At 43.7% G+C, this 26707-nt stretch carries 16 protein-coding genes, 2 tRNA genes and 3 rRNA genes; 19 read left to right on the top strand and 2 right to left on the bottom strand.

Translation table 11 applies throughout. The features are described 5' to 3' along the window. Window positions 1–4 precede the first annotated feature (4 nt). The 4 genes from sufD to sufB are packed head-to-tail and all read left to right on the top strand — an operon-like array spanning window position 5 to window position 4396. Window positions 5–1267: a Fe-S cluster assembly protein SufD gene (sufD, locus tag SSV_RS09120; protein WP_072074543.1), complete on the top strand. Its 1263-nt coding sequence runs from the start codon at window positions 5–7 to the stop codon at window positions 1265–1267. Window positions 1268–1309: 42 nt separating this feature from the next. Then, the gene (locus tag SSV_RS09115) at window positions 1310–2542 is read left to right on the top strand and encodes a cysteine desulfurase (RefSeq protein ID WP_072074542.1); all 1233 of its coding nucleotides are present in this window, start codon (window positions 1310–1312) and stop codon (window positions 2540–2542) included. Then, window positions 2529–2966 carry a Fe-S cluster assembly sulfur transfer protein SufU gene (gene sufU / locus SSV_RS09110; RefSeq protein WP_002902442.1) on the top strand — a complete coding sequence of 146 codons (438 nt, stop codon included), beginning with the start codon at window positions 2529–2531 and terminating at the stop codon, window positions 2964–2966. Before SSV_RS09115 ends, sufU begins: the two co-directional genes overlap by 14 nt. A 17-nt stretch (window positions 2967–2983) precedes the next feature. Then, a complete protein-coding gene (gene sufB / locus SSV_RS09105; protein ID WP_072074541.1) occupies window positions 2984–4396 on the top strand; it encodes a Fe-S cluster assembly protein SufB in 1413 nt (470 codons plus the stop codon). Between the two features lie 139 nt (window positions 4397–4535). Here the strand turns inward: sufB and pbp3 are convergent, their stop codons facing one another. Then, the gene (pbp3, locus tag SSV_RS09100) at window positions 4536–5804 is read right to left on the bottom strand and encodes a D-alanyl-D-alanine carboxypeptidase PBP3 (RefSeq protein ID WP_072074540.1); all 1269 of its coding nucleotides are present in this window, start codon (window positions 5802–5804) and stop codon (window positions 4536–4538) included. 295 nt (window positions 5805–6099) lie between these two features. On the opposite strand from pbp3, the gene SSV_RS09095 reads away from it, so the two are divergent. From SSV_RS09095 to SSV_RS09040, 12 genes are all read left to right on the top strand, one after another. After that, complete coding sequence (locus SSV_RS09095) at window positions 6100–8055, top strand: peptide ABC transporter substrate-binding protein (protein WP_072074539.1); 1956 nt, start codon at window positions 6100–6102, stop codon at window positions 8053–8055. A gap of 191 nt (window positions 8056–8246) precedes the next feature. After that, a complete protein-coding gene (locus SSV_RS09090) occupies window positions 8247–10217 on the top strand; it encodes a peptide ABC transporter substrate-binding protein (RefSeq protein WP_072074538.1) in 1971 nt (656 codons plus the stop codon). A 234-nt stretch (window positions 10218–10451) separates the two neighbouring features. Continuing rightward, the gene (locus tag SSV_RS09085; protein WP_072074537.1) at window positions 10452–12428 is read left to right on the top strand and encodes a peptide ABC transporter substrate-binding protein; all 1977 of its coding nucleotides are present in this window, start codon (window positions 10452–10454) and stop codon (window positions 12426–12428) included. A 64-nt stretch (window positions 12429–12492) separates the two neighbouring features. Continuing rightward, entirely contained in the window at window positions 12493–13989 is a 1497-nt protein-coding gene (locus SSV_RS09080) for an ABC transporter permease (protein ID WP_072074536.1), read from the top strand. Further along, the gene (gene oppC, locus SSV_RS09075; protein ID WP_072074535.1) at window positions 13989–14915 is read left to right on the top strand and encodes an oligopeptide ABC transporter permease OppC; all 927 of its coding nucleotides are present in this window, start codon (window positions 13989–13991) and stop codon (window positions 14913–14915) included. The genes SSV_RS09080 and oppC overlap by 1 nt, the downstream gene beginning before the upstream one ends. A gap of 8 nt (window positions 14916–14923) precedes the next feature. Then, the gene (locus SSV_RS09070; protein ID WP_072074534.1) at window positions 14924–15991 is read left to right on the top strand and encodes an ABC transporter ATP-binding protein; all 1068 of its coding nucleotides are present in this window, start codon (window positions 14924–14926) and stop codon (window positions 15989–15991) included. Between the two features lie 10 nt (window positions 15992–16001). After that, on the top strand, window positions 16002–16928 hold the full coding sequence (locus tag SSV_RS09065; RefSeq protein WP_072074533.1) for an ATP-binding cassette domain-containing protein: 927 nt from the start codon (window positions 16002–16004) through the stop codon (window positions 16926–16928). Window positions 16929–17366: 438 nt separating this feature from the next. Beyond that, window positions 17367–18915, top strand: a 16S ribosomal RNA gene (locus SSV_RS09060). Between the two features lie 64 nt (window positions 18916–18979). Beyond that, a tRNA-Ala gene (locus SSV_RS09055) sits at window positions 18980–19052 on the top strand. Window positions 19053–19295: 243 nt separating this feature from the next. Beyond that, a 23S ribosomal RNA gene (locus tag SSV_RS09050) occupies window positions 19296–22195 on the top strand. A gap of 114 nt (window positions 22196–22309) precedes the next feature. Next, window positions 22310–22425 (top strand): 5S ribosomal RNA (rrf, locus tag SSV_RS09045). The 16S, 23S and 5S rRNA genes sit together here with 2 tRNA genes alongside, the layout of an rRNA operon. A gap of 5 nt (window positions 22426–22430) precedes the next feature. Next, window positions 22431–22504: transfer RNA gene (locus SSV_RS09040), tRNA-Asn, on the top strand. Between the two features lie 231 nt (window positions 22505–22735). On the opposite strand, the gene SSV_RS09035 is transcribed toward SSV_RS09040, so the two are convergent. Next, window positions 22736–24100, bottom strand: coding sequence for an aspartate kinase (locus SSV_RS09035; protein WP_072074532.1), 1365 nt, complete (start codon window positions 24098–24100; stop codon window positions 22736–22738). A 252-nt stretch (window positions 24101–24352) separates the two neighbouring features. Between SSV_RS09035 and SSV_RS09030 the strand changes: the two genes are divergently transcribed. The 3 genes from SSV_RS09030 to SSV_RS09020 all read left to right on the top strand — a co-directional run bounded on the left by SSV_RS09030 (window position 24353) and on the right by SSV_RS09020 (window position 26694). Further along, a complete protein-coding gene (locus SSV_RS09030; protein WP_072074531.1) occupies window positions 24353–25144 on the top strand; it encodes an enoyl-CoA hydratase in 792 nt (263 codons plus the stop codon). Between the two features lie 141 nt (window positions 25145–25285). After that, the gene (gene fabT, locus SSV_RS09025; RefSeq protein ID WP_002901186.1) at window positions 25286–25720 is read left to right on the top strand and encodes a fatty acid biosynthesis transcriptional regulator FabT; all 435 of its coding nucleotides are present in this window, start codon (window positions 25286–25288) and stop codon (window positions 25718–25720) included. Then, window positions 25720–26694 carry a beta-ketoacyl-ACP synthase III gene (locus SSV_RS09020; protein ID WP_072074530.1) on the top strand — a complete coding sequence of 325 codons (975 nt, stop codon included), beginning with the start codon at window positions 25720–25722 and terminating at the stop codon, window positions 26692–26694. Before fabT ends, SSV_RS09020 begins: the two co-directional genes overlap by 1 nt. Window positions 26695–26707: the final 13 nt, after the last annotated feature.

The raw sequence follows: 26707 nt of genomic DNA, 5'->3' as shown, positions 1-26707 counted from the left end.
TGACATGACTAAAGAATTGATTCAAGAATTTTCACAGCTACATGCAGAGCCAGACTGGCTCTTTCAACTGCGCCAGCAGGCCTTTGATAAAATTGACCAGTTAGAATTGCCGCGTATTGAGCGGGTTAAGTTCCACCGCTGGAATCTAGGTGACGGCCATATTTCAGAGAGTGAAGCGCTGACAAGTGTTCCAGACTTTACAGCCCTAGACGACAATCTCAAGCTTGTTCAAGTGGGAACTCAGACTGTTCTGGAGCAATTGCCGGCTGATTTAGCAGAGCAAGGTGTGATCTTCACAGATTTCCACACAGCTTTGGAAGAGATACCAGAGCTGGTAGAGAAGCATTTTATGTCCGCAGTTAAGTATGACGAGGATAAATTGGCGGCTTACCACACTGCTTATTTCAACAGTGGTGCCGTTCTTTATGTGCCGGATAATGTTGAGATTGACCAGCCGATTGAAGGAATTTTTTATCAGGACAGCGAAAGCGATGTTCCTTTTAACAAGCATATTTTGATTATCGCAGGCAAGCATTCCAAGGTTAACTACTTGGAACGCTTGGAAACTTATGGTGAGGGCGCTGTTCCAGTAACAGCCAATATCACTGTCGAAGTTATTGCTCAGGCTGGAGCTCAGATTAAGTTTTCCGCTATTGACCGCCTAGGTGAAAATGTCACAGCTTATATCAGCCGCCGTGGCAAGCTGGATAATGATGCTATGATTGACTGGGCTATCGGCGTTATGAACGAAGGCAATGTCGTGGCTGACTTCGATAGTGACCTCTATGGCAAGGGGAGCCATGCGGATATGAAAGTGGTGGCTCTTTCAAGTGGTAAGCAGGTTCAGGGAATTGACACCCGTGTAACTAACTATGGCTGCAACTCTATCGGAAATATCCTGCAGCACGGAGTTATCCTAGAAAAAGGAACCCTGACCTTCAATGGTATCGGCCATATTATCAAAGGGGCTAAGGGAGCAGATGCCCAGCAGGAAAGCCGGGTTCTCATGCTGTCTGACCAGGCTCGCTCAGATGCCAACCCAATTCTCTTGATTGATGAAAACGATGTGACAGCTGGTCACGCGGCTTCTATCGGTCAGGTTGATCCGGAGGATATGTATTACCTCATGAGTCGGGGTCTTGATAAGGCGACGGCTGAACGCTTGGTCGTGCGCGGCTTCTTGGGCTCAGTGATTGTAGAAATCCCTGTTAAAGAAGTCCGTGATGAAATGATTGAAAATATCGATATTATTCTCGCAAAAAGATAAAAAGTTGGGCCTTGTCCCTTGTGTAAGTAGATAGGAGTCTTCATGTCTGGATTTAATGCAGAAGCAATCAAGCAAGATTTTCCCATTTTGGACCAAATTGTTAATGATGAGCCTTTGGTTTATTTGGACAATGCGGCGACAACCCAGAAACCAAAGCAGGTGCTGGCAGCTATCGAAAACTACTATCTTAGAGACAATGCCAATGTCCATCGTGGTGTGCATACGCTAGCTGAGCGGGCGACAGCATCCTATGAAGCAGCCAGAGAAAAAGTTAGCTCTTTTATCAATGCAGCTTCTAGCAGAGAAGTCCTCTTTACACGAGGAACCACGACGAGTCTCAATTGGGTGGCTCAGTTTGCGACTGAAAGGCTGCAGCCTGGTGATGAAGTGCTGATTTCTATCATGGAGCACCATTCCAATGTTATTCCTTGGCAGAAGGCTTGTAGAAAGACGGGAGCCAAGTTGGTTTATGTCTATCTCAAAGACGGTGCTCTGGATATGGAGGATTTCCTTGCCAAGCTCAATGAGCGGACCAAGTTTGTCTCTCTGGCTCATGCTTCTAATGTTCTCGGGGTTATCAATCCCATCAAGGAGATTGCCCAGCTGGTTCATCAGCAAGGAGCGCTTTTGGTGGTGGATGGGGCTCAATCCATTCCGCACATGAAGATTGATGTGCAGGATTTGAATGTAGACTTCTTCGCCTTTTCGGGGCATAAGATGGCAGGTCCGACTGGTATCGGAGTTCTCTATGGCAAGGAAGAATTGCTAGAAGAGATGTCGCCAGTCGAGTTTGGCGGCGAAATGATTGATTTTGTCTATGAGCAGGAAGCGACCTGGAAGGAGCTCCCGTGGAAGTTTGAGGCTGGCACTCCAAATATGGCAGGAGCAATCGGTCTTGCGGCAGCCGTTGATTATTTGGAAGACTTGGGTATGGATGCCATTGACCAGCATGAGCAGGACTTGATTGCCTATGTATTTCCTAAGCTGCAGGCAGTAGAAGGTTTGACCATTTATGGCTCTCAGGATTTGGCCCAGCGTTCGGGCGTGATTGCCTTTAACCTGGATGGTCTCCATCCGCATGATGTCGCGACAGCTCTGGACTACGAAGGAGTGGCTGTTCGGGCGGGTCACCATTGTGCCCAGCCTCTGCTCACCTATCTGCAGGTGCCAGCGACTGTTCGAGCCAGCTTTTATGTTTACAATACCTATGCGGATTGCGACAAGCTGGTAGATGCTTTAGAAAAGACAAAGGAGTTTTTCAATGGCGCTTTCTAAGTTAGACAGTCTTTACAAGGCGGTTGTGACCGACCACTCGGCTCACCCCCATCATCATGGGAAACTGGAAGATGTGGAGCAGGTAGTCCTCAATAACCCGACCTGTGGCGATGTTATAAGCCTGTCTGTCAAGTTTAATGCTGAAAATCAGATTGAGGATATTGCCTTTGTGAATTCCGGATGTACCATCTCAACGGCTTCGGCCAGCATGATGACGGATGCGGTTCTAGGTAAGACAAAAGAGCAGGCCCTGGAATTGGCAGAAGTTTTCTCACAGATGGTTCAGGGACAGGAAGATAGTCGCCAGAAAGAATTGGGAGATGGAGCCTTTTTAGCAGGCGTTGCAAAATTCCCGCAGCGGATTAAGTGTGCGACCTTGGGTTGGAATGCCCTCAAGCGAGCAATTGAAGAAGATAAAAAGTAAGAATGTGAAAGGAAATTATGTCAGAAGAAAGAGTAGAACCAAAACCGATTGATCTCGGTGAGTACAAATTTGGTTTCCATGACGATGTTGAGCCTGTTCTCTCGACAGGGAAAGGGCTGAATGAAGCGGTCATTCGTGAGCTTTCTGCAGCCAAGGATGAACCAGAATGGATGCTGGATTTCCGCCTCAAATCCTACGAGGCTTTCAAGAAGATGCCTATGCAGACTTGGGGGCCGGATTTGTCAGAAATTAATTTTGATGACTTGATTTATTACCAAAAGGCCTCAGATAAGCCAGCTAGAAGCTGGGATGAAGTGCCTGAGAAGATCAAGGAAACCTTTGAGCGGATTGGGATTCCAGAAGCAGAGCGAGCTTACTTGGCTGGTGCGGCTGCTCAGTATGAGTCCGAAGTGGTCTACCACAATATGAAGGAAGAGTTCCAAAAGCTAGGAATTGTCTTTACGGATACCGACTCAGCTCTTAAGGAATATCCAGAGCTCTTCAAGCAGTATTTTGCTAAGCTGGTTCCTCCAACAGATAACAAGCTAGCAGCTCTCAACTCCGCGGTCTGGTCTGGTGGGACCTTCATCTATGTGCCAAAAGGTGTCAAGGTAGATGTCCCCTTGCAGACTTATTTCCGGATTAACAATGAGAATTCTGGTCAGTTTGAGCGGACTTTGATTATCGTTGATGAGGGCGCTAGCGTCCATTATGTAGAAGGATGTACTGCTCCGACATACTCCAGCAATAGCTTGCATGCGGCAATTGTCGAAATTTTTGCCCTTGATGGTGCCTATATGCGCTACACCACTATTCAAAACTGGTCCGATAATGTCTACAACCTCGTGACCAAGCGGGCGCGGGCCATGAAAGATGCGACAGTTGAGTGGATTGACGGGAACCTTGGTGCGAAAACGACTATGAAATATCCGTCTGTCTATCTGGATGGACCTGGAGCACGTGGAACCATGTTGTCTATTGCCTTTGCCAATACCAATCAGCACCAAGATACAGGGGCTAAGATGATTCACAATGCTCCGCATACCAGCTCATCTATCGTGTCTAAGTCTATTGCTAAGGGCGGAGGTAAAGTGGACTACCGCGGGCAAGTGACCTTTGGAAAGAATTCACAGAAATCCGTCAGCCATATTGAGTGTGATACGATTATCATGGATGATATTTCGGCGTCAGATACCATTCCCTTTAATGAAATCCATAACTCTCAGGTAGCTCTGGAGCACGAGGCCAAGGTTTCTAAGATTTCAGAAGAGCAACTCTACTATCTCATGAGCCGTGGCTTGTCTGAATCCGAAGCAACTGAAATGATTGTCATGGGCTTTGTCGAGCCATTCACCAAAGAACTGCCTATGGAATATGCTGTTGAGCTTAACCGTCTTATCAGCTATGAAATGGAAGGATCAGTTGGATAAGGATTGGTCTAAGCGAAACTTTAAATCACTGCTTGAAGCCACGCATTGCGAGTTAATATTCAAAGAAGTTTGCTAGTTCTAGTCCAACATTTACAAAACAGACAAAACAACCGCGGATCAAATGATTCGCGGTTGTTCTTTATAGTTTCTCGTTGACATAGCGGACGAAGTCATTCCACCAGACCTTGAAGAAAATACTTTTTTCCACCTCTTGGCCTGCCACCATTGTGACAGAAGGTGCTTTGTTTTCCAGATAGCCTTGGCCAATCGGTTCAGGGTCGGTATAGGTCAGGGTGCCAAGCTCAGTATTTTTTTTCAGAGGAGCTTGGAAGCCTTGTTCCTTGGTGGAAAATTCCACCTTGTGTTCAGCCTGATTGGCGATGCGCTCAATGATGGTGAAATCCTTGCTGGCGACGGCTGGAACGGTCTTTTGCTTGCCGTCAATAACTGTTGAATGGCTTTTATTGTAGGCCTCCCCCTCAGCCACAATGGTCGTCTGGGTGAAGTTTTGCGAAACATAGTTCATCAAAGACGCTGTGGCTACAAAGCGTGCGTAGGGGTCGCCGTCAGTTTGCTCAACGTCCAGCACAACAGTAATCATGCGGATACCATTTTCAGTAGTCGTCGCAACAAAGGAAGAGACTCCCTTATCCGAACTGCCGGCTTTGAGTCCGTCTACACCTGAGCGGAAATTGGACTGGTTTTCCAACATGAAGTTATAATTTTCCAGACTCGTCCCTGCAATTTTGGCTGTGGACTTGGAAGTGATGTCTGTCACTTGAGGGAAGTCCATAATCAGATGCCGGCTGATAACAGCCAAGTCGTAGGCACTGAATTTGTTTTCAGTGTCCTTGCTTTTTTTAGCTGTGCTAGCTGAGGCAGTATAGTCCGTTTCTTCAGTTGCGTATTCCAGAAGAAGAGTATTTAGCCCTGTGGAGTTCACAATAGTAGCATCTTTGATTCCCCATTCTTTGAGCTTGGCCTTCATCATTTGGACGAAATTTTCTTCGCTGCCCCCAACCTTCTCAGCCAAAGCAATCGTGGCACTGTTGGCGCTGGACATCAAGGACGCGGCAATCAAGTCCTTGACTTTGTAACGTCTGGCTTCCAAAGGGACATTGCTGATATTTGGATTAGCTGTCAGATTGTAGGCGTAGTCTGAAATATCAACATAAGTATCGGCAGTCAGGTCTCCTCTGTCAATGGCTTCATAGACCAGATAGACGGTCAAAAGATTGGTGATGGATCCGACTTCAATTGGAGTATTAGCATCTTTTTCGTAGAGAATCTTTCCAGAAGTAGCGTCCACAGCCATTGCACTTTTAGCGGCAATGTTGTAATCATCTGCTGCAACCTTGCTGGCGGTCATTCCGACCAAAACTAGTAAACATAGGAATAATCGTTTCATTTCTTTCCCCTAAAACAAGATATAACCATTGTATCATAAAATTCTCTTTTCTTTTACAAATGAAGGATAATAAAAATATTACAGAATAGATGTAAAAAGGCGCCGATATTGACTTTGAGCGCATTTTTATAAAGTTTAGCATAGGAAAATATGACAATAATTAAAAAATATTTGAAAAAACACAGTTTATAGGGCTGAAAAATAGAAAATTATTACTTTTTTACATAAAGCGTTTGCTTTTTCAAAAAAATGTTGTATAATAATACAATATACTGAATTGAGAAGGAGAATGCTCATGAAAAAATCTAAATGGTTGGCCATTACTGGACTGACAGTCGTGTCAGCAATGATTTTAGCCGCTTGTGGAAGCTCTAGTGCCAGCAATACTTACTCTTATGTTTATATTGCTGATCCTGATACCCTAGACTATGTAAACTCCAATCGGGCAACGACTTCTGATGTGGCTTCAAATCTGGTCGATGGTCTTTTGGAAAATGACAAGTATGGTAATCTGGTTCCATCTATTGCGGAAGACTGGACTGTTTCAAAGGATGGTCTGACTTATACCTATAAGCTTCGTAAAGATGCTAAATGGTACACTTCAGATGGAGAGGAATATGAAAGTGTCAAAGCCCAGGACTTTGTCACTGGTTTGAAGCACGCAGCAGATGAAAAATCAGAAGCCCTTCCAATTGTCCAAAGCTCTATCAAAGGCTTGGATGCCTATGTCAAGGGTGAGTCAAATGACTTTTCAACGGTTGGCGTCAAAGCTGTCGATGACTATACGGTCGAGTACACTCTTAACCAGCCAGAAAGTTATTGGAATTCCAAGACGACAATGGGGATTCTCTTTCCGATTAACAAAGAATTTTTGGAATCAAAAGGAAAAGATTTTGGTACTGTAAAACCTTCTTCCATTCTTTATAATGGTCCTTATATTCTGAAGGCTTTTACTTCTAAGTCTGTCATTGAATACGCTAAAAACCAGAACTACTGGGATAAGGACAATGTCAAGGTTGAAAATATAAAACTGACTTACTATGATGGTTCAGACCAAGAATCACTGATCCGCAACTTCTCAGACGGTGCCTATTCTCAAGCTCGGCTTTATCCGACAAGTTCTAACTACGCTTCTGTTGAAAAGCAGTACAAAGATAATATTATCTACACACCACAGAACTCAACCAGCTATTTCTTTAGCTTTAATCTGAATCGTAAGGCTTATAATCATTCGTCTAAGACCACAGATGCTCAGAAGACAGCGACTACAGCGGCTATTCAAAATAAAGACTTCCGTCAGGCGATTAACTTTGCCTTTGACCGGACATCTTTTGGAGCTCAGATGAATGGTAAAGATGGAGCGACTAAACTTATCCGTAGCTTGCTTGTTCCTCCTAGCTTCGTGCAGGTTGATGGCAAAGACTTTTCAGATGAAGTAGAGAGCAAACTTCCTACATACGGCGATGAGTGGAGCGGTGTCAAGTTGACAGATGCCCAAGATACCATCTACAATGCTGACAAGGCCAAGGCAGAGTTTGCTAACGCTAAGGAAGCTTTGCAAGCAGAAGGCGTTGAATTCCCTATCCATATCGATGTTCCTGTGGATCAGACTGACAAAGTCTTGGTACAGCGGACCAACTCTTTCAAACAGTCTGTTGAAGCAGCGCTTGGTCAAGAAAATGTCGTCATTGATGTTCAGCAAATGTCCACAGATGACTACGATAATTCAGCTTACTTTGCAGAAACAGCAGCTCAGAAAGACTACGACCTCAACATGTCTGGCTGGTCAGCAGATTATCAAGATCCATCTACTTATCTAAATATTTTCAACCCAGAAACTGGTGATATTTTGGATAATATAGGCTTAGAAAAAGGGAAAAATCAAGATATCGTTAATAAAGTTGGCTTGAACGAATACAAAGAGTTATTGGATGAGGCAGATAAGGAAAAACAAGATACCGACGCTCGTTATACCAAATACGCAGCAGCTCAGGCTTGGTTGACAGATAGCTCCATTGTTATTCCTAGTGTTTCTGCGGGAGGTTCACCAGTTGTTCAGAAGGTCGTGCCATTTACCAAGTCTTACTCTTATGTCGGAATCAAAGGAGATGTCTATGTCTTTAAGAACATGGAGCTCCAAAATGATATTGTGACAGCCAAAGACTATGAAGCAGCTCTTAAGAAATGGGAAAAAGAAAAGGAAGCATCCAACAAAAAAGCCCAAGAAGAGCTAGAAAAACATATTAAATAAGATTCTGAACCGCGAACTTTTGACTCTTTGCAAACAGTTTGGAATCAAAAGTTTGTAAATACGATAAAGCGAGGCTGAGACATTTTGTCCCAGTCTCTTTTTTATATCGCCTTCTATTGAATTGAAGCGTTTACATCTTGTCGCAGAAGTGCTATAATGAAAGTAATCTTAATGAAAACTGGAGGAAGTTTATGAAAACATCTAAGTTAGCTGCAGCTACTGGGCTTGTCATTCTCTCAGCTGGAATTTTGGCTGCCTGTTCGTTTGGAGGCTCCAATTCATCTGGGAAAAACTATAGCTATGTTTATACCGCAGATCCAGATACGTTGGATTACACTGTGTCCAATAAGCGGGCAACCAATGAGATTATGGCTAATGTAGTGGATGGTTTGCTAGAAAGCGATAAGTATGGTAACTTAGTGCCTTCTCTAGCGGAAGATTGGACCGTTTCAAAAGATGGTCTGACCTATACTTATAAGCTTCGTGAGGGAGTGAAATGGTATACTTCTGATGGTGAAGAGTATGCAGATGTGACTGCTAAGGACTTTGTGACCAGTCTGAAGCATGCTGCTGACAGCAAGTCTGATGGTCTCTATATCGTTCAAAAATCCATTAAAGGCTTGGACGACTATGTCAATGGTAAAATAACTGACTTCTCCCAAGTCGGTGTCAAGGCGGTGGATGATTCTACTGTTCAATACACTTTGAATCAGCCAGAAAGTTTCTGGAATTCTAAGACAACCATGGGGATTCTTTTCCCAATCAATGAAGAATTTCTGAAATCAAAAGGTGACAAGTTTGCTCAGGGAACGGATCCGACCAGTGTCCTCTATAACGGTCCATTTATCTTGAAATCTATTACTTCCAAATCTCAAATTAGCTTAGAGAAGAATCCAAACTATTGGGATAAGGAAAAGGTAAAAATTGACACTGTCAAATTCTCTTACTACGATGGTCAAGATACAGAATCTCTGGTGCGTGGCTTCTCTGACGGCAATTACACCATTGCTCGTCTTTTCCCAAATAGCTCCAACTTTGCCAGTGTGAAGAAACAGTATGGCGATAATATCGTCTACACTCCTCAAGGTTCAGGAACCTTCGTTGTCACAACTAATATCGACCGTCAGTCTTACGAGCATACTTCTAAGACAACGGATGCACAGAAATCTTCCACTAAGAAAGCACTGCTCAATAAAGATTTCCGTCAGGCTCTGCTTTTTGCCTTTGACCGTACTGCCTATTCTGCACAAACCAATGGCGAAGAAGCAGCAGACAAGCAGCTTCGTAATACCTTTGTTCCGCCAACCTTTGTTCAAGCTAATGGTAAAGAGTTCGGCAGTATTGTAGAAGAAAATCTAGCTAGCTACGGAGACGAGTGGAAGGGAGTCAAATTAGACGACGCTCAGGATGGTCTTTATAATCCAGAAAAAGCCAAGGCAGAATTTGCCAAAGCTAAGGAAGTGCTGCAAGCAGAAGGAGTAGAATTCCCTATTCATCTGGATATTCCGGTCAGCTCAGCAGATACCAATGGCGTTAAGAGTGTTCAGTCACTGAAGCAGTCTATTGAATCCAATCTTGGCTCTGATAATGTGGTGATTGACATTCAGCAGATGACAGATGATGAGTTGAATAACATCACCTACTTTGCGAACTCTGCATCTCAAGAAGACTGGGACTTGAATAATAATCTCGGCTGGAGCCCAGATTATAATGATCCATCTTCTTATCTGGAAATCACTGGCTCTAAGACTGGTGAGAATGTTGACAGTTACTTTGGTTTTGACCCTGGCACAGATAATGCAGCAGCTAAAGAGGCCGGCTTTGAAGAGTATGACAAGCTCTTGGAAGATGCAGCTTCAGAAAACGAAGATGTAAATAAACGTTATGAGAAGTATGCAGCAGCACAGGCTTGGTTGACAGATAGTGCTTTGCTGATTCCAGCATGGTCAAGTGGTGCAACACCAAGTGTCCGTAAGGTTGTTCCGTTCTCAGGACCATTTGCTTGGACTGGAAACAAGGGTGAATATAGCTTTAAATATGTTGAAATCCAAGATAAACCAATAACGACTAAAGAATATGAAAAAGCGCGTGAAAAATGGGCAAAAGAAAAGGAAGAATCCAACAAAAAAGCTCAAGAAGAACTCGCAGAACATATCAAATAAAGCAAGAAAATCCCATTGTAGTAACAGTGGGATTTTTGATGATTTTTGAAGACGAAATGGGTCAGCTTGAAGGTTGTCTAGTCCTAGATAATAAACATCCTAGAAAACCAATTGCATAAACATCTTAGGGTGTTAGTGAGCTAACTTAATATTCTGAAAATTTATTTTACTTTTAGCACTATCTATGCTATAATCTTAATTAAATCTAAAAATCTAAAAGATGGAGAAACCCATATGAAACAAAGCAAAGTCCTTGCGTTAGCAGGAGTGACTCTTCTTGCGGCTGGAATTCTTGCAGCTTGCTCAGGCTCCAAGTCAAACACAAACTCAGGCAGCTCTACGACCTTTAATTATATCTACGAAACAGACCCTGAAAACTTGAACTATCTAACTTCAAGTAAGGCAGCTACTACAGACTTGACAGCCAATGTCATTGATGGTCTTTTAGAAAACGACCAATATGGGAACTTAGTTCCATCAATGGCAGAGGAATGGACTGTATCACCAGATGGAAAAACTTATACTTACAAGCTTCGCAAAGATGCTAAGTGGTATACTTCCGAAGGTGAAGAGTACGCAGATGTGACAGCAGAAGACTTTGTTACAGGTCTCAAGTATGCAGCAGACAATAAATCTGAAACAATCTACTTGGTTCAGGATTCTGTCAAAGGGCTTAAGGACTATACTTCTGGGAAGATTGATTTCTCAGAAGTAGGGATTAAAGCAGTTGATGATCATACCGTTGAATATACTCTTAATGAGCCAGAAAGCTTCTGGAATTCTAAGACGACAATGGGAATTCTATACCCAGTAAACAAAGACTTTTTGAAAAACCAAGGTGATAAGTTCGCTCAAGCAACTGATCCAACAAGCTTGCTTTATAACGGACCTTTCTTGCTCAAATCATTGACTTCAAAATCGGAAATCCAATTTGAGAAGAATCCTAATTATTGGGACAAAGAAAATGTTCATGTAGATGCAGTGAAACTCTCTTTCTATGACGGGCAAGACCAAGGGAAGCCAGCTGAGCAGTTCAGTCAGGGTGCTCTGACAACAGCTAGACTCTTCCCAACTAGTGCGACTTATGAAAAGGTTGAAAAAGACTTTAAAGATAATATCGTCTATACACCTCAAGATGCCTCAACTTTCTTAGTAGGTACAAACATTGATCGTCAGTCATACAACCATACTGCTAAGACGTCAGAAACTCAAAAGACTTCAACTAAGAAAGCCTTGCTTAACAAGGACTTCCGTCAGGCTTTGACCTTTGCCTTCAATCGTGAGTCTTATGCATCTCAGATTAATGGTAAGGACGGAGCAGACAAACTTCTTCGTAACCTTTACATTCCACCTACATTTGTGCAAGCTGGTGATAAGTCCTTCGGTGACTTAGTTAAGGAAAAAGTCGTAACCTATGGCGACGAATGGAAAGATGTGGACTTCTCAGATGGCCAAGATGGATTCTATAACGAGAACAAAGCCAAGGCTGAATTTGAAAAAGCAAAAGAAGCTTTGAAAGCCGATGGCGTAGAATTCCCAATCCATCTGGACATTCCGGTTGATCAAACAGCTACTTCTAAAGTACAGCGCGTTCAATCCCTCAAGCAATCTATTGAAAAGACTTTGGGAACAGATAATGTTGTGATTGATGTTCACCAATTGTCTAAAGATGAAGTGACCAACATTACCTTGTTTGCTCCTTCTGCTGCTGAAGAGGACTGGGATATTTCAGACAATGTCGGCTGGTCTCCTGACTATCAAGACCCATCTACCTATCTGGATGTTATCAAACCTGGTGGTGAGAATACAAAGACCTTCTTAGGATTTGACGGCACCGATAATGCTGCAGCAAAACAAGTTGGTTTGGATGAATATACCAAACTAGTTGAAGAAGCTGGAGCAGAAAAGATGGATCTCAACAAGCGCTACGAAAAATACGCGGCTGCTCAGGCTTGGCTAACTGATAGTGCTTTGTTGATTCCGGTAACTTCTAGAACAGGCCGTCCAACCTTGACTAAGGTGGTGCCATTCTCAACTCCATTTGCTTGGTCTGGTGCTAAGGCGCGTGAAGCAGCAAGTTATAAGTACATGAAATTGCAAGATGAGACTGTAACGACAAAAGATTATAATAGCGCTCAGGAAAAATGGAATAAAGAACGTGTGGAATCTAATAAAAAAGCTCAAGAAGAATTAGCAGACCACGTGAAATAAGCTTGCTAAGAGAACTTTCTCTAATAGAGGAGAAAGTTCTTTTGGAATTTAAAGGAAACGATAAATGAAAAAATATATTTTTATGCGTATCTTACGCTCAATTGTGTCGATTTTCTTGGTGACGACTCTGACTTATGCCATTATCTATACTATGGTGCCAAGAAGGTTGATTTTCAAGCAGGATCCTAACTATAATAAAATAGCGACCAATAAAGATAAAAAAGCTAACTATGAAAACACCATCTTTGAGCGGATGGGTTACATTGACTATTATGATACTAAGGAACTGCAGGAGAAGGCCAGCAAGGAAGATTCCTCTGTTACAACAGAAGCTACAGAAGCAAACAAAGAGATTTATCAGAAATATATTGATAAACTTGGCAACGGCTGGAAATTGCAAGAATTCCCACTGAGCGGAGAATTCTATGCTGTACGTGAAGTGCCGGTTTATGAGCGTGTCTTTGAGTTCTATGCTAATTTGATTCAAATTGATCATCCAAATGTTATTCAAGATGAGGAAAATCCAAACCTAGAGCGTTATATCCGGTTTGAAAATGATCCTTCTGTTGGCTGGTCTCTTGTGGGTTCTGGTACCAAGCATAAGTATCTGCTGTACTTTAATGGTCAGTTCCCATTTGTCCACCAGAACTTTATTACCTTTAATTTAGGTAATTCTTATCCAACCTATGCTAATATCCCTGTTCTGCAGGTTATTACACAGGGACAAGGGCAAACTAAGTCTTCTGAAGTTCAATTCCCAACAGGTAAAAAGACATCGTCTGTTAATATTTATTCTCGTACTTACAAGACGCCAAGCAAAGCCGATTCACAGGACATTGCTAAGTTTGGTAAGGGAGATGCCTATACAGCGACTCAAAGCAACTATCAAAATCCATCCATGATTACCAGCTCAGCCATTATTGGTTTGATTGGTGTGGCTCTGTCTTATCTGATTGCTATTCCGCTCGGTTCCTACATGGCTCGACTTAAGAATACATGGTTTGATAGCATTTCCACAGCAGGTTTGACCTTCATGATGTCACTGCCAACCATCGCCTTGGTCTACATTGTCCGTTTGGCAGGGTCTGCCGTTGGTCTTCCAGATTCCTTCCCAATCTTGGGGGCGGGAGATTGGCGTTCTTATGTCCTGCCAGCTGTTATTCTAGGGCTTTTGAGTGCTCCTTGGACAGCTGTTTGGATTCGCCGGTATATGATTGACCTTCAGTCTCAGGATTTTGTCCGCTTTGCGCGTGCTAAGGGTCTCTCAGAAAAAGAAATTTCTAACAAGCACATCTTTAAAAACGCTATGGTGCCACTGGTATCTAGTATTCCAGCTTCAATCGTCGGAGTTATTGCTGGTGCAACCTTGACAGAAACAGTCTTTGCTTTCCCTGGTATGGGTAAGATGTTGATTGATTCCGTTAAGGCATCTAATAACTCTATGGTTGTTGGTCTTGTATTCATCTTCACATGTCTGTCTATCTTTGCCCTCTTGCTGGGTGACATTCTGATGACTGTACTGGACCCACGTATCAAGTTAACATCAAAAGGAGGTAAATAATGGCTACAATTGATAAAAGCAAATTCCAATTTGTCAAACGTGACGATTTTGCCTCTGAAACGATTGATGCTCCAGCCTACTCTTACTGGAAATCAGTCATGCGCCAATTCCTTAAAAAGAAATCAACCATTACTATGCTGGGAATTCTGATTGCCATTATTCTCATGAGCTTCATTTATCCTATGTTTTCAGACTTCGACTTTAATGACGTGAGTAAGGTAAACGACTTTAGCATGCGTTACATCAAGCCGAGTGGTCAGTACTGGTTTGGAACGGATAGTAATGGTAAGTCTCTCTTTGATGGTGTTTGGTTTGGTGCTCGTAACTCTATTCTTATTTCGATTATTGCGACAGTTATTAATCTGGCTATCGGAGTTATCATCGGCGGTATCTGGGGAATTTCCAAAACAGTTGACCGTGTCATGATGGAAGTCTACAATATCATTTCAAATATCCCAGCCCTTTTGATTGTCATCGTCTTGACTTACTCTATCGGTGCTGGTTTCTGGAATCTGATTTTTGCCATGACGATTACTGGTTGGGTTGGTATTGCTTACACTATCCGTGTGCAGATTATGCGCTATCGGGATTTGGAGTACAACCTTGCCTCTCGTACCCTTGGTACACCTACTCTCAAGATTGTAACGAAGAACATTATGCCACAGTTGGTATCTGTTATCGTGACCACCACTTCACAGATGCTGCCAAGCTTTATCTCTTACGAAGCCTTTCTATCCTTCTTTGGATTAGGTCTTCCTGTAACAGTGCCAAGTTTGGGACGCTTGATTTCAGATTATTCTCAAAACGTGACGACCAATGCCTACCTCTTTTGGATTCCGCTCACAACCTTGATTTTGGTATCCCTCACTTTCTTCGTAGTTGGGCAAAACTTAGCTGACGCCAGCGATCCACGTACACATAGATAGGAGTAAATATGACAAAGAATGAAAATGTAATATTGACTGCTCGCGATATTGTCGTGGAATTCGATGTTCGCGATCGTGTCTTAACCGCCATTCGAGGTGTCTCATTGGACTTGATTGAAGGCGAAGTCCTGGCTATTGTTGGTGAGTCTGGTTCAGGTAAGTCTGTCTTAACCAAGACTTTTACTGGTATGTTAGAAGAAAACGGCCGTGTAGCTCAAGGAACCATTGATTACCGAGGCAAAGATTTGACGACTCTTCGCACAAACAAGGATTGGGAACCAATTCGCGGTGCAAAAATTGCGACTATCTTCCAAGATCCTATGACGAGCTTGGATCCGATTAATACTATTGGAAGCCAAATTACAGAAGTCATTATCAAGCACCAAGGAAAATCAGCCAAAGAAGCTAAAAAAATGGCTATTGACTACATGAGTAAGGTCGGGATTCCTGATGCGGAAAAGCGTTTTGAGGAATATCCTTTCCAATACTCAGGTGGTATGCGTCAGCGGATTGTTATCGCTATTGCCTTGGCTTGCCGTCCTGATATTCTTATCTGTGATGAGCCGACAACGGCCCTCGATGTAACCATTCAAGCGCAGATCATTGACTTGCTCAAATCCTTGCAGCAAGAATATCATTTCACAACCATCTTTATTACGCACGACCTTGGAGTTGTAGCTAGTATTGCAGATAAGGTTGCGGTTATGTATGCTGGTGAGATTATCGAATACGGTACAGTTGAAGAAATCTTCTATGAGCCAAAACATCCTTATACATGGAGTCTACTGTCAAGCTTACCACAGTTGGCAGATGCAAACGGTGCACTTTACTCGATTCCTGGTACTCCACCGTCTCTTTATTCGCCAATCAAAGGGGATGCCTTTGCTTTGCGATCTGACTATGCTATGTCAATTGACTTTGAAGAAGCAGCGCCGGCTTTCAATGTATCTGAGACTCACTGGGCTAAGACTTGGTTGCTCCACGAAGACGCACCTAAGGTTCATAAGCCAGAGATTATCGAAAACCTACATGAAAAAATTCGTTCAAAAATGGGCTTCAATCAATTAGAAGCTTAGGAGGAAGGAAATGACTGAAAAATTAGTTGAAATTAAAGATTTAGAAATTTCCTTCGGCGAAGGAAGTAAGAAATTTGTAGCAGTAAAAAATGCAAATTTCTTCATCAATAAGGGGGAAACTTTCTCTCTTGTAGGAGAATCAGGTTCTGGTAAGACTACTATTGGTCGAGCTATTATCGGACTTAATGATACAAGTGCCGGTGATATCTTCTACGAAGGCAAAAAGATTAATGGGAAAAAGTCTAAAGCAGAAGAAGCGGATTTGATTCGTAAGATTCAGATGATTTTCCAAGACCCAGCAGCTAGCCTGAATGAACGTGCAACGGTTGACTACATCATATCTGAGGGTCTCTACAATTATCACTTATTTGATAGCGAAGAAGATCGTCAAAGAAAAGTCAAAGATATCATCAATGAAGTCGGCTTGTTGGCTGAGCATTTAACTCGCTATCCTCATGAATTCTCTGGTGGACAGCGTCAGCGGATTGGGATTGCTCGCGCTTTGGTCATGAAACCAGATTTCGTAATTGCTGATGAGCCTATCTCAGCCTTGGATGTATCTGTCCGGGCTCAGGTTCTGAATCTTTTGAAAAAATTCCAAAAAGAGCTGGGCTTGACATATCTCTTTATTGCCCATGACCTTTCGGTAGTTCGTTTTATTTCTGATCGTATCGCCGTAATTTACAAAGGAGTCATTGTAGAAGTGGCTGAGACAGAGGAGTTGTTCAACCATCCGGTCCATCCCTACACACAATCCCTGCTCTCGGCTGTTCCAATCCCAGACCCAATCTTAGAACGCAAGAAAGTGTTGAAGGTCTATGATCCTGAACAGCACGATTATTCTGTTGATAAACCAGAAATGGCAGAGATTCGTCCAGGACATTATGTCTGGGCTAATAAAGCTGAACTCGAAAAGTATAAACAAGAACAAGAATAGAAAAAATGTCCGAAAGGGCATTTTTTTGCGCATTTAAAAAGATATAGAATGTACGTCAATTGACTAGCCACAAAGGAATGTAAAATAATCAACCAATTTAAAAATAAAAATTTTTTAAAATTTTTCAAAAAAGGTATTGACAGGAGGTGTGGTTGGGTGATATACTAATATAGTTGTCGCGAAAGACAAAGCCCTTTGAAAACTGAACAAGACGAACCAAGTGCAGGGTGACATAGAGATATGTAACCTGTCAAAAAAAAAAAAGGTATTGACAGTTGGTGGGTATAGGTGATATACTAATATAGTTGTCGCGAAAGACAAAGCCCTTTGAAAACTGAACAAGACGAACCAAGTGCAGGGTGACATAGAGATATGTAACCTGTCAAAAAACGAGAAAATAAATCTGTCAGTGGACAGTAATGAGTGCGAACTCAAACTTTTAATGAGAGTTTGATCCTGGCTCAGGACGAACGCTGGCGGCGTGCCTAATACATGCAAGTAGAACGCTGAAGAGAGGAGCTTGCTCTTCTTGGATGAGTTGCGAACGGGTGAGTAACGCGTAGGTAACCTGCCTGGTAGCGGGGGATAACTATTGGAAACGATAGCTAATACCGCATAAAATTAATTATTGCATGATAATTAATTGAAAGATGCAACTGCATCACTACCAGATGGACCTGCGTTGTATTAGCTAGTTGGTGAGGTAACGGCTCACCAAGGCGACGATACATAGCCGACCTGAGAGGGTGATCGGCCACACTGGGACTGAGACACGGCCCAGACTCCTACGGGAGGCAGCAGTAGGGAATCTTCGGCAATGGGGGGAACCCTGACCGAGCAACGCCGCGTGAGTGAAGAAGGTTTTCGGATCGTAAAGCTCTGTTGTAAGAGAAGAACGGGTGTGAGAGTGGAAAGTTCACACTGTGACGGTATCTTACCAGAAAGGGACGGCTAACTACGTGCCAGCAGCCGCGGTAATACGTAGGTCCCGAGCGTTGTCCGGATTTATTGGGCGTAAAGCGAGCGCAGGCGGTTAGATAAGTCTGAAGTTAAAGGCTGTGGCTTAACCATAGTATGCTTTGGAAACTGTTTAACTTGAGTGCAGAAGGGGAGAGTGGAATTCCATGTGTAGCGGTGAAATGCGTAGATATATGGAGGAACACCGGTGGCGAAAGCGGCTCTCTGGTCTGTAACTGACGCTGAGGCTCGAAAGCGTGGGGAGCAAACAGGATTAGATACCCTGGTAGTCCACGCCGTAAACGATGAGTGCTAGGTGTTAGGCCCTTTCCGGGGCTTAGTGCCGCAGCTAACGCATTTAAGCACTCCGCCTGGGGAGTACGACCGCAAGGTTGAAACTCAAAGGAATTGACGGGGGCCCGCACAAGCGGTGGAGCATGTGGTTTAATTCGAAGCAACGCGAAGAACCTTACCAGGTCTTGACATCCCTCTGACCGCTCTAGAGATAGAGTTTTCCTTCGGGACAGAGGTGACAGGTGGTGCATGGTTGTCGTCAGCTCGTGTCGTGAGATGTTGGGTTAAGTCCCGCAACGAGCGCAACCCCTATTGTTAGTTGCCATCATTCAGTTGGGCACTCTAGCGAGACTGCCGGTAATAAACCGGAGGAAGGTGGGGATGACGTCAAATCATCATGCCCCTTATGACCTGGGCTACACACGTGCTACAATGGCTGGTACAACGAGTCGCAAGCCGGTGACGGCAAGCTAATCTCTGAAAGCCAGTCTCAGTTCGGATTGTAGGCTGCAACTCGCCTACATGAAGTCGGAATCGCTAGTAATCGCGGATCAGCACGCCGCGGTGAATACGTTCCCGGGCCTTGTACACACCGCCCGTCACACCACGAGAGTTTGTAACACCCGAAGTCGGTGAGGTAACCGTAAGGAGCCAGCCGCCTAAGGTGGGATAGATGATTGGGGTGAAGTCGTAACAAGGTAGCCGTATCGGAAGGTGCGGCTGGATCACCTCCTTTCTAAGGAGTCCGTAAGGACACACGGAATGCACTTGAGTCTTGTTTAGTTTTGAGAGGGCTATGTGGGGCCTTAGCTCAGCTGGGAGAGCGCCTGCTTTGCACGCAGGAGGTCAGCGGTTCGATCCCGCTAGGCTCCATTAGGATATGGAAGACGTTCCGCTTGCGGGAACTTCTGTAGAAAAATAGAGAACTGACATTGTGTTCGATGAACACAAGGAAGTTAGTCTTTTTTCCTAAGAAGTTAGTCTGGGATTCAACTTTGGTTGATAGCTATCCTACTTGTCCATTGAAAATTGAATACTAATATCAAATAGTAACAAGAAAATAAACCGAAAACGCTGTGAATATTAATGAGTTTAAGACTGAAAGGTCAAAAATAAGGTTAAGTTAGTAAGGGCGCACGGTGGATGCCTTGGCACTAGGAGCCGAAGAAGGACGTGACAAACGACGAAATGCCTCGGGGAGCTGTAAGTAAGCTTGGATCCGGGGATGTCCGAATGGGGGAACCCAACAGGTTGATGCCTGTTACCCATTTCTGTTAAGGGAATGAGGAGGAAGACGCAGTGAACTGAAACATCTAAGTAGCTGCAGGAAGAGAAAGCAAAAGCGATTGCCTTAGTAGCGGCGAGCGAAGAGGCAGGAGGGCAAACCGAAGAGTTTACTCTTCGGGGTTGTAGGACTGCGCTGTGGACTCAGAATTTATAGAAGAATGACTTGGGAAAGTCAGCCAAAGAGAGTAAGAGCCTCGTATTTTAAATAGATTCTGTACCTAGCAGTATCCTGAGTACGGCGGGACACGTGAAATCCCGTCGGAATCTGGGAGGACCATCTCCCAACCCTAAATACTCCCTAGTGACCGATAGTGAACCAGTACCGTGAGGGAAAGGTGAAAAGCACCCCGGGAGGGGAGTGAAATAGAACCTGAAACCGTGTGCCTACAACAAGTTCGAGCCCGTTGATGGGTGAGAGCGTGCCTTTTGTAGAATGAACCGGCGAGTTACGTTATGATGCGAGGTTAAGTTGAAGAGACGGAGCCGTAGGGAAACCGAGTCTGAATAGGGCGCTTTAGTATCATGATGTAGACCCGAAACCATGTGACCTACCCATGAGCAGGTTGAAGGTGCGGTAAAACGCACTGGAGGACCGAACCAGGGCACGTTGAAAAGTGCTTGGATGACTTGTGGGTAGCGGAGAAATTCCAAACGAACTTGGAGATAGCTGGTTCTCTCCGAAATAGCTTTAGGGCTAGCGTCGACATAAAGATTCTTGGAGGTAGAGCACTGTTTGGGTGAGGGGTCCATCCCGGATTACCAATCTCAGATAAACTCCGAATGCCAATGAATTATGGTCGGCAGTCAGACTGCGAGTGCTAAGATCCGTAGTCGAAAGGGAAACAGCCCAGACCACCAGCTAAGGTCCCAAAATAATTGTTAAGTGGAAAAGGATGTGGGGTTGCACAGACAACTAGGATGTTAGCTTAGAAGCAGCTATTCATTCAAAGAGTGCGTAATAGCTCACTAGTCGAGTGACCCTGCGCCGAAAATGTACCGGGGCTAAAACAATTTACCGAAGCTGTGGATACCTTTTATAGGTATGGTAGGAGAGCGTTCTATGTGTGGCGAAGGTGTACCGTGAGGAGCGCTGGAACGCATAGAAGTGAGAATGCCGGTATGAGTAGCGCAAGACAGGTGAGAATCCTGTCCACCGTAAGACTAAGGTTTCCAGGGGAAGGCTCGTCCGCCCTGGGTTAGTCGGGACCTAAGGAGAGACCGAAAGGTGTATCCGATGGCCAACAGGTTGAGATTCCTGTACTAGAGTATGAAGTGATGGAGGGACGCAGTAGGCTAACTCGTGCGTACGATTGGATGTACGTCTAAGCAGTGAGGCGTGGTATGAGTCAAATGCTTATACCTGTAACGTTGAGCTGTGATGGGGAGCGAAGTTTAGTAGCGAGTGAGTGATGTCACACTGCCAAGAAAAGCTTCTAGCGTTGTATCATACTCTACCCGTACCGCAAACCGACACAGGTAGTCGAGGCGAGTAGCCTCAGGTGAGCGAGAGAACTCTCGTTAAGGAACTCGGCAAAATGACCCCGTAACTTCGGGAGAAGGGGTGCTGACTTAAGTCAGCCGCAGTGAATAGGCCCAAGCAACTGTTTATCAAAAACACAGCTCTCTGCTAAATCGTAAGATGATGTATAGGGGGTGACGCCTGCCCGGTGCTGGAAGGTTAAGAGGAGTGCTTAGCGGAAACGCGAAGGTATGAATTGAAGCCCCAGTAAACGGCGGCCGTAACTATAACGGTCCTAAGGTAGCGAAATTCCTTGTCGGGTAAGTTCCGACCCGCACGAAAGGCGTAATGATTTGGGCACTGTCTCAACGAGAGACTCGGTGAAATTTTAGTACCTGTGAAGATGCAGGTTACCCGCGACAGGACGGAAAGACCCCATGGAGCTTTACTGCAGTTTGATATTGAGTGTCTGTGCCACATGTACAGGATAGGTAGGAGCCTACGAGATCGGGACGCCAGTTTCGATGGAGGCGTTGTTGGGATACTACCCTTGTGTTATGGCCACTCTAACCCGGTAGGTTTATCATCTACGGAGACAGTGTCTGACGGGCAGTTTGACTGGGGCGGTCGCCTCCTAAAAGGTAACGGAGGCGCCCAAAGGTTCCCTCAGACTGGTTGGAAATCAGTCGCAGAGTGTAAAGGTATAAGGGAGCTTGACTGCGAGAGCTACAACTCGAGCAGGGACGAAAGTCGGGCTTAGTGATCCGGTGGTTCCGTATGGAAGGGCCATCGCTCAACGGATAAAAGCTACCCTGGGGATAACAGGCTTATCTCCCCCAAGAGTTCACATCGACGGGGAGGTTTGGCACCTCGATGTCGGCTCGTCGCATCCTGGGGCTGTAGTCGGTCCCAAGGGTTGGGCTGTTCGCCCATTAAAGCGGCACGCGAGCTGGGTTCAGAACGTCGTGAGACAGTTCGGTCCCTATCCGTCGCGGGCGTAGGAAATTTGAGAGGATCTGCTCCTAGTACGAGAGGACCAGAGTGGACTTACCGCTGGTGTACCAGTTGTTCTGCCAAGAGCATCGCTGGGTAGCTATGTAGGGAAGGGATAAACGCTGAAAGCATCTAAGTGTGAAACCCACCTCAAGATGAGATTTCCCATAACGCAAGTTAGTAAGAGCCCTGAGAGAAGATCAGGTTGATAGGTTGGGAGTGGAAGTTGTGTGAGCAATGGAGCGGACCAATACTAATCGCTCGAGGACTTATCCTAGAATAAGAGCTTCATCAGAGTGCAGCGAATGGTTTAGAGATTGTGAGATTTGATATTGTATTCAATTTTGAGTTGACAAGGCTTGCCTGAGAGGTAAAGTAGTTAATTCAATAGTTAAGTGACGATAGCCTAGGAGATACACCTGTACCCATGCCGAACACAGCAGTTAAGCCCTAGAACGCCGGAAGTAGTTGGGGGTTGCCCCCTGTGAGATATGGAAGTCGCTTAGCGTTTATCCGCCATAGCTCAGTTGGTAGTAGCGCATGACTGTTAATCATGATGTCGTAGGTTCGAGTCCTACTGGCGGAGTTTCAAAGAGGTTTTACCTCTTTTTTTTTACATTTTGGTATCATTTATAATGGGAGATAATTCTATGATTGTGAGTGCTAGTGTTAAAAGCTATTGTTTTTAAGATAGTCTGTGAATTAAATAACATTATTTAGCAGTAAAATCAAAAAGGCAGAAGTTAGTACGTAACTAGCTTCTGCCTTTTTCTATTATCGAGTGATTGTATGATAAAAATGCTTCTGAGGTTTGCTTTTATGATTCTGTGTTGACTTCAAAGAAGGCTCTGTATAAAGCGCGGATGGCCGCTTTTTCCTGATTTTTTTCAACAACAAACATGATGGATACTTCGCTTGAACCTTGGGACATCATTTGAATGTTGATGTTATTTTCTGAAAGAGCTTTGGTTGCGGTAGCCGTAACCCCGATATGGCTTTTCATTTTTTCACCAACAATCATGATAATAGAAAGGTCATGTTCAATTTCTGCATGATCAACCTCTGCTTTTTGGACAAGCTGACGAAGGATTTCTTCCTCTTTGATAGGAGTTAATTCGCGCTCACGTAAGATAATGGAGAGGTCGTCGATTCCTGTAGGCATGTGCTCCCAACCAATATTCAGATCTTCAAGAATTTGAAGGACGCGTTTACCAAAGCCGATTTCTCTGTTCATCAAGTACTTGGACATGTTAATGCTGACAAAGCCAGCATCTCCAGCAATCCCAACGACTGGTAAGTGTTCCTTACTGTGTTTATGAACAATTTGAGTACCTGGATGTTCTGGGTTGTTGGTATTTTTAATAACCAGAGGAATTTTACCGCGGTATGCTGGAAGCAGAGCTTCATCATGGAGAACAGTAAAGCCTGCGTAGGCCAATTCACGCATTTCACGATAGGTTAGCTCGGGAATGGAATGCGGTTTGTGAACAATGCCGGGATGGGCAGCAAAGATTCCATCAACATCAGTAAAGTTTTCATAAATATCTGCTTTGACGCCTGCAGCAATGATAGAACCTGTAATGTCAGAACCACCACGGGAGAAAGTACAGATTTGGCCATCTTGAGTAACACCAAAGAAACCAGGGATAACTAGAACTTCATTAGAATTATTGAGTTCTTCAATCTTATCATAACTAGAAGGGAGAATGCGTGCATTACCTGGCTCACTGGAAACAAGGAGTCCTGCTTCTCTTGGATGAACATAGCGAGCAGGAACGCCATTTTGACTGAAATATGCTGCAATCAGTTTGGCGTTGTTATTTTCCCCTGCAGCGAGAAAAGTATCATAAAGAAATGCGTTATCTTCAATTGGCAGGGTTGCAAGGGTTGTAATGCTTTTTGAAATTTTTTCTAGCACTTTTGGTTTCAAACCTAATTCTGCCACCATATCTGCATAGCGATTAATAATCCACTGTTGGTTAGGTGTGACATCATTTCCTGCAATATACTCTCGGTAATATTTAATCAGGGCATCTGTTACTTTGATATCGTCGTCATGACGTTTACCAGGGGCTGAAACCACAACAAAACGACGTTCAGGGTCAGATTTGACAATGTTCAAAACTTTTTCTAATTGAAGTGCAGAAGCCAATGAACTTCCGCCAAATTTTACAACTTTCATAGGGTCTCCTATCTTATTTTAAAAATTATAACAAAATTCTGAAAATTATTCAAACGTTGTTTTTATACTATTTTTACCAAAATTATTGCTAATATCTTTTAAAATCAGAATGCTATCTAATTTTTACCCATTTTTTATTTCCTTTCTTTTATATTTTATGATAAAATATAAGTTGTGTATAATTTGAATATCAAATTATTTAAGAATAGAATAAAACGGCTGATTTGAGATCAGGTCGGGAATGGAGCTGAAATGACATTTAATGGAATTCTCTATCATGTAGCAGATGAAGTAGCAACGATTACTTTCAATCGTCCTGAAGTTTCAAATGGCTTTAATATTCCTATGTGTGAGGAAATTTTAGAGGCTATTGAACTTGCTGCTAAGGATGAGTCCGTCAAATTTTTAGTTATCAATGCGAATGGAAAGGTTTTTTCAGTGGGTGGAGACTTGGCTGAGATGCAGAGAGCAGTCAGTGATGATGATGTCCAATCCTTGGTGAAAATCGCTGAATTGGTCAATGATATTTCTTTTGCTATGAAACGCCTTCCTAAGCCAGTTATCATGAGTGTTGATGGTCCTGTTGCTGGTGCGGCTGCCAATATGGTCGTTGCAGCGGATTTCTGTATTGCGACTGAAAAATCCCGTTTCATTCAAGCCTTTGTCGGAGTTGGTCTGGCGCCAGATGCTGGCGGTCTTTTCTTACTGGCTCGTGCTATCGGGGTGACTCGGGCGACCCATCTGGTTATGACTGGGGAAGCTCTGACTGCAGAGAAAGCTCTGGATTATGGCTTGCTTTATAAAGTCTGTGAAGCAGAGAAATTGGAAAAAACAACGGAACAGTTGCTGAAGAAGCTGAAACGCGGCTCTCTTAATTCTTACAGAGCCATGAAAGAAATGGTCTGGAAGAGTCTGTTTAGCGGCTGGTCTGAGTATGCAGAACTAGAGTTGGAACTGCAGAAATCGCTTGCTTTTACAGAAGATTTCAAAGAGGGAGTTCGGGCTTATTCTGAGAAACGTCGTCCAAACTTTACTGGTAAATAATGTATTGGTTCAAGGTTGCTTATTTTGCAAGTTGTTTACAAAAATATTTGAAAATCAAATTAATTTTCAAAAAAGCTTGCAAATTACTTTTCTATCTGATAAAATTTGATTGTCAAAGTATTTTCTTAAGGAGGTATGGTTTTGAATTTTCAGTTAGTAAATGATTACTTAACGTCTATTTTCAATAATGTCTTGGTTATTGAAGAATCGAGCCTAAGAAGCAGTCGCTTCAACGATGTCTCCATTAAGGAAATGCATACAATAGATGTCATCGGCACAACCCCAAATGCTACTCCAAGTGATATATCACGAGAATTGATGGTTACCTTGGGGACTGTTACGACTAGTTTGAATAATCTGGAGCGTAAGGGGTATATTGAGCGGCGTCGGTCGGAAGTTGACCGTCGTGTGGTGCATCTGAATTTGACAAAGAATGGGCGGCTTTTGTATCGTCTTCACAAGCGATTCCACAACCGCATGGTCATGCAGGTAGTGGATGGGATGAGTCCAGAAGAGAGACAAGTGATGCAAAAGGGCCTGCAAAATTTATATAGTTTCCTAGAGGATTTGAAATAATGAACTATGCTAAGATTAGCCAGGTGGCTCATTATGCTCCCCGTCAGGTTGTCAGCAATGATGATCTAGCAGAGATTATGGATACCAGTGATGAGTGGATTTCAAGTCGAACTGGGATTAAAAAACGCCATTTATCGTCAGATGAGACGACCAGTGATTTAGCGACAAAAGTTGCAGAGAATTTGCTGCAAAAGTCAGGGACTTCTGCTCAAGATCTGGACTTTATCATTGTTGCTACCATTACGCCGGATTCTTTAATGCCTTCAACTGCTGCGAGAGTACAGGCCAATATTGGGGCCAAGAATGCATTTGCCTTTGATCTGACGGCGGCTTGTAGTGGCTTTATCTTCGCCTTATCAACTGGAGAAAAATTAATTTCTTCTGGCCGTTATCAAAAAGGTCTAATCATAGGTAGTGAGACCCTTTCTAAGACGGTAGATTGGTCGGATCGTTCAACGGCTGTTCTCTTCGGAGATGGTGCTGGCGGTGTACTGTTGGAAAGTGCTTCAGAACAGCATTTTTTGGCAGAAAGTCAGTTTACGGACGGATCTCGCGGAGATAGTCTGACCTGCGGAAAAATGGGTTTGGCTTCACCTTTTTCTGAAAAAGGTGAGAATCAACCTTATCTGACAATGGACGGTCGAGCTATTTTCGACTTTGCTATTCGTGATGTTGCTCGTTCTATCAAAGAAACCATCGAAAGCAGTCAGCTTTCAGCGGAAGATTTGGATTTTCTGCTGCTGCATCAGGCTAATATCCGTATTTTGGATAAAATGGCTAAGAAGCTTGGTGTTGCGCGGGAGAAACTTCCAGCCAACATGATGGAATACGGCAATACTAGCGCAGCTAGTATCCCGATTTTATTATCTGAGTGTGTCGAGCAAGGACTGATCAAATTGAACGGAAATCAGACAATTTTGATGTCAGGTTTCGGTGGAGGTTTGACATGGGGCACGCTTATTGTTACAATTTAGTTAATCAAGTGGA

Source organism: Streptococcus sanguinis, from assembly GCF_001078705.1.
Classification (GTDB): Bacteria; Bacillota; Bacilli; order Lactobacillales; family Streptococcaceae; genus Streptococcus; species Streptococcus sanguinis_D.
Note: the sequence above shows the minus strand (reverse complement) of the source record. Positions and strands in the feature narration are given on the sequence as shown.

Bases quoted from the DNA above. Each gene is read 5' to 3' on its own strand.
- sufU (WP_002902442.1), top strand. From the start codon at position 2,529: ATGGCGCTTTCTAAGTTAGACAGTCTTTACAAGGCGGTTGTGACCGAC.
- oppC (WP_072074535.1), top strand. From the start codon at position 13,989: ATGGCTACAATTGATAAAAGCAAATTCCAATTTGTCAAACGTGACGAT.
- sufB (WP_072074541.1), top strand. From the start codon at position 2,984: ATGTCAGAAGAAAGAGTAGAACCAAAACCGATTGATCTCGGTGAGTAC.
- SSV_RS09030 (WP_072074531.1), top strand. From the start codon at position 24,353: ATGACATTTAATGGAATTCTCTATCATGTAGCAGATGAAGTAGCAACG.
- SSV_RS09095 (WP_072074539.1), top strand. From the start codon at position 6,100: ATGAAAAAATCTAAATGGTTGGCCATTACTGGACTGACAGTCGTGTCA.
- SSV_RS09065 (WP_072074533.1), top strand. From the start codon at position 16,002: ATGACTGAAAAATTAGTTGAAATTAAAGATTTAGAAATTTCCTTCGGC.
- SSV_RS09035 (WP_072074532.1), bottom strand. From the start codon at position 24,100: ATGAAAGTTGTAAAATTTGGCGGAAGTTCATTGGCTTCTGCACTTCAA.
- SSV_RS09070 (WP_072074534.1), top strand. From the start codon at position 14,924: ATGACAAAGAATGAAAATGTAATATTGACTGCTCGCGATATTGTCGTG.
- SSV_RS09020 (WP_072074530.1), top strand. From the start codon at position 25,720: ATGAACTATGCTAAGATTAGCCAGGTGGCTCATTATGCTCCCCGTCAG.
- sufD (WP_072074543.1), top strand. From the start codon at position 5: ATGACTAAAGAATTGATTCAAGAATTTTCACAGCTACATGCAGAGCCA.
- SSV_RS09090 (WP_072074538.1), top strand. From the start codon at position 8,247: ATGAAAACATCTAAGTTAGCTGCAGCTACTGGGCTTGTCATTCTCTCA.
- SSV_RS09080 (WP_072074536.1), top strand. From the start codon at position 12,493: ATGAAAAAATATATTTTTATGCGTATCTTACGCTCAATTGTGTCGATT.
- SSV_RS09115 (WP_072074542.1), top strand. From the start codon at position 1,310: ATGTCTGGATTTAATGCAGAAGCAATCAAGCAAGATTTTCCCATTTTG.
- SSV_RS09085 (WP_072074537.1), top strand. From the start codon at position 10,452: ATGAAACAAAGCAAAGTCCTTGCGTTAGCAGGAGTGACTCTTCTTGCG.
- pbp3 (WP_072074540.1), bottom strand. From the start codon at position 5,804: ATGAAACGATTATTCCTATGTTTACTAGTTTTGGTCGGAATGACCGCC.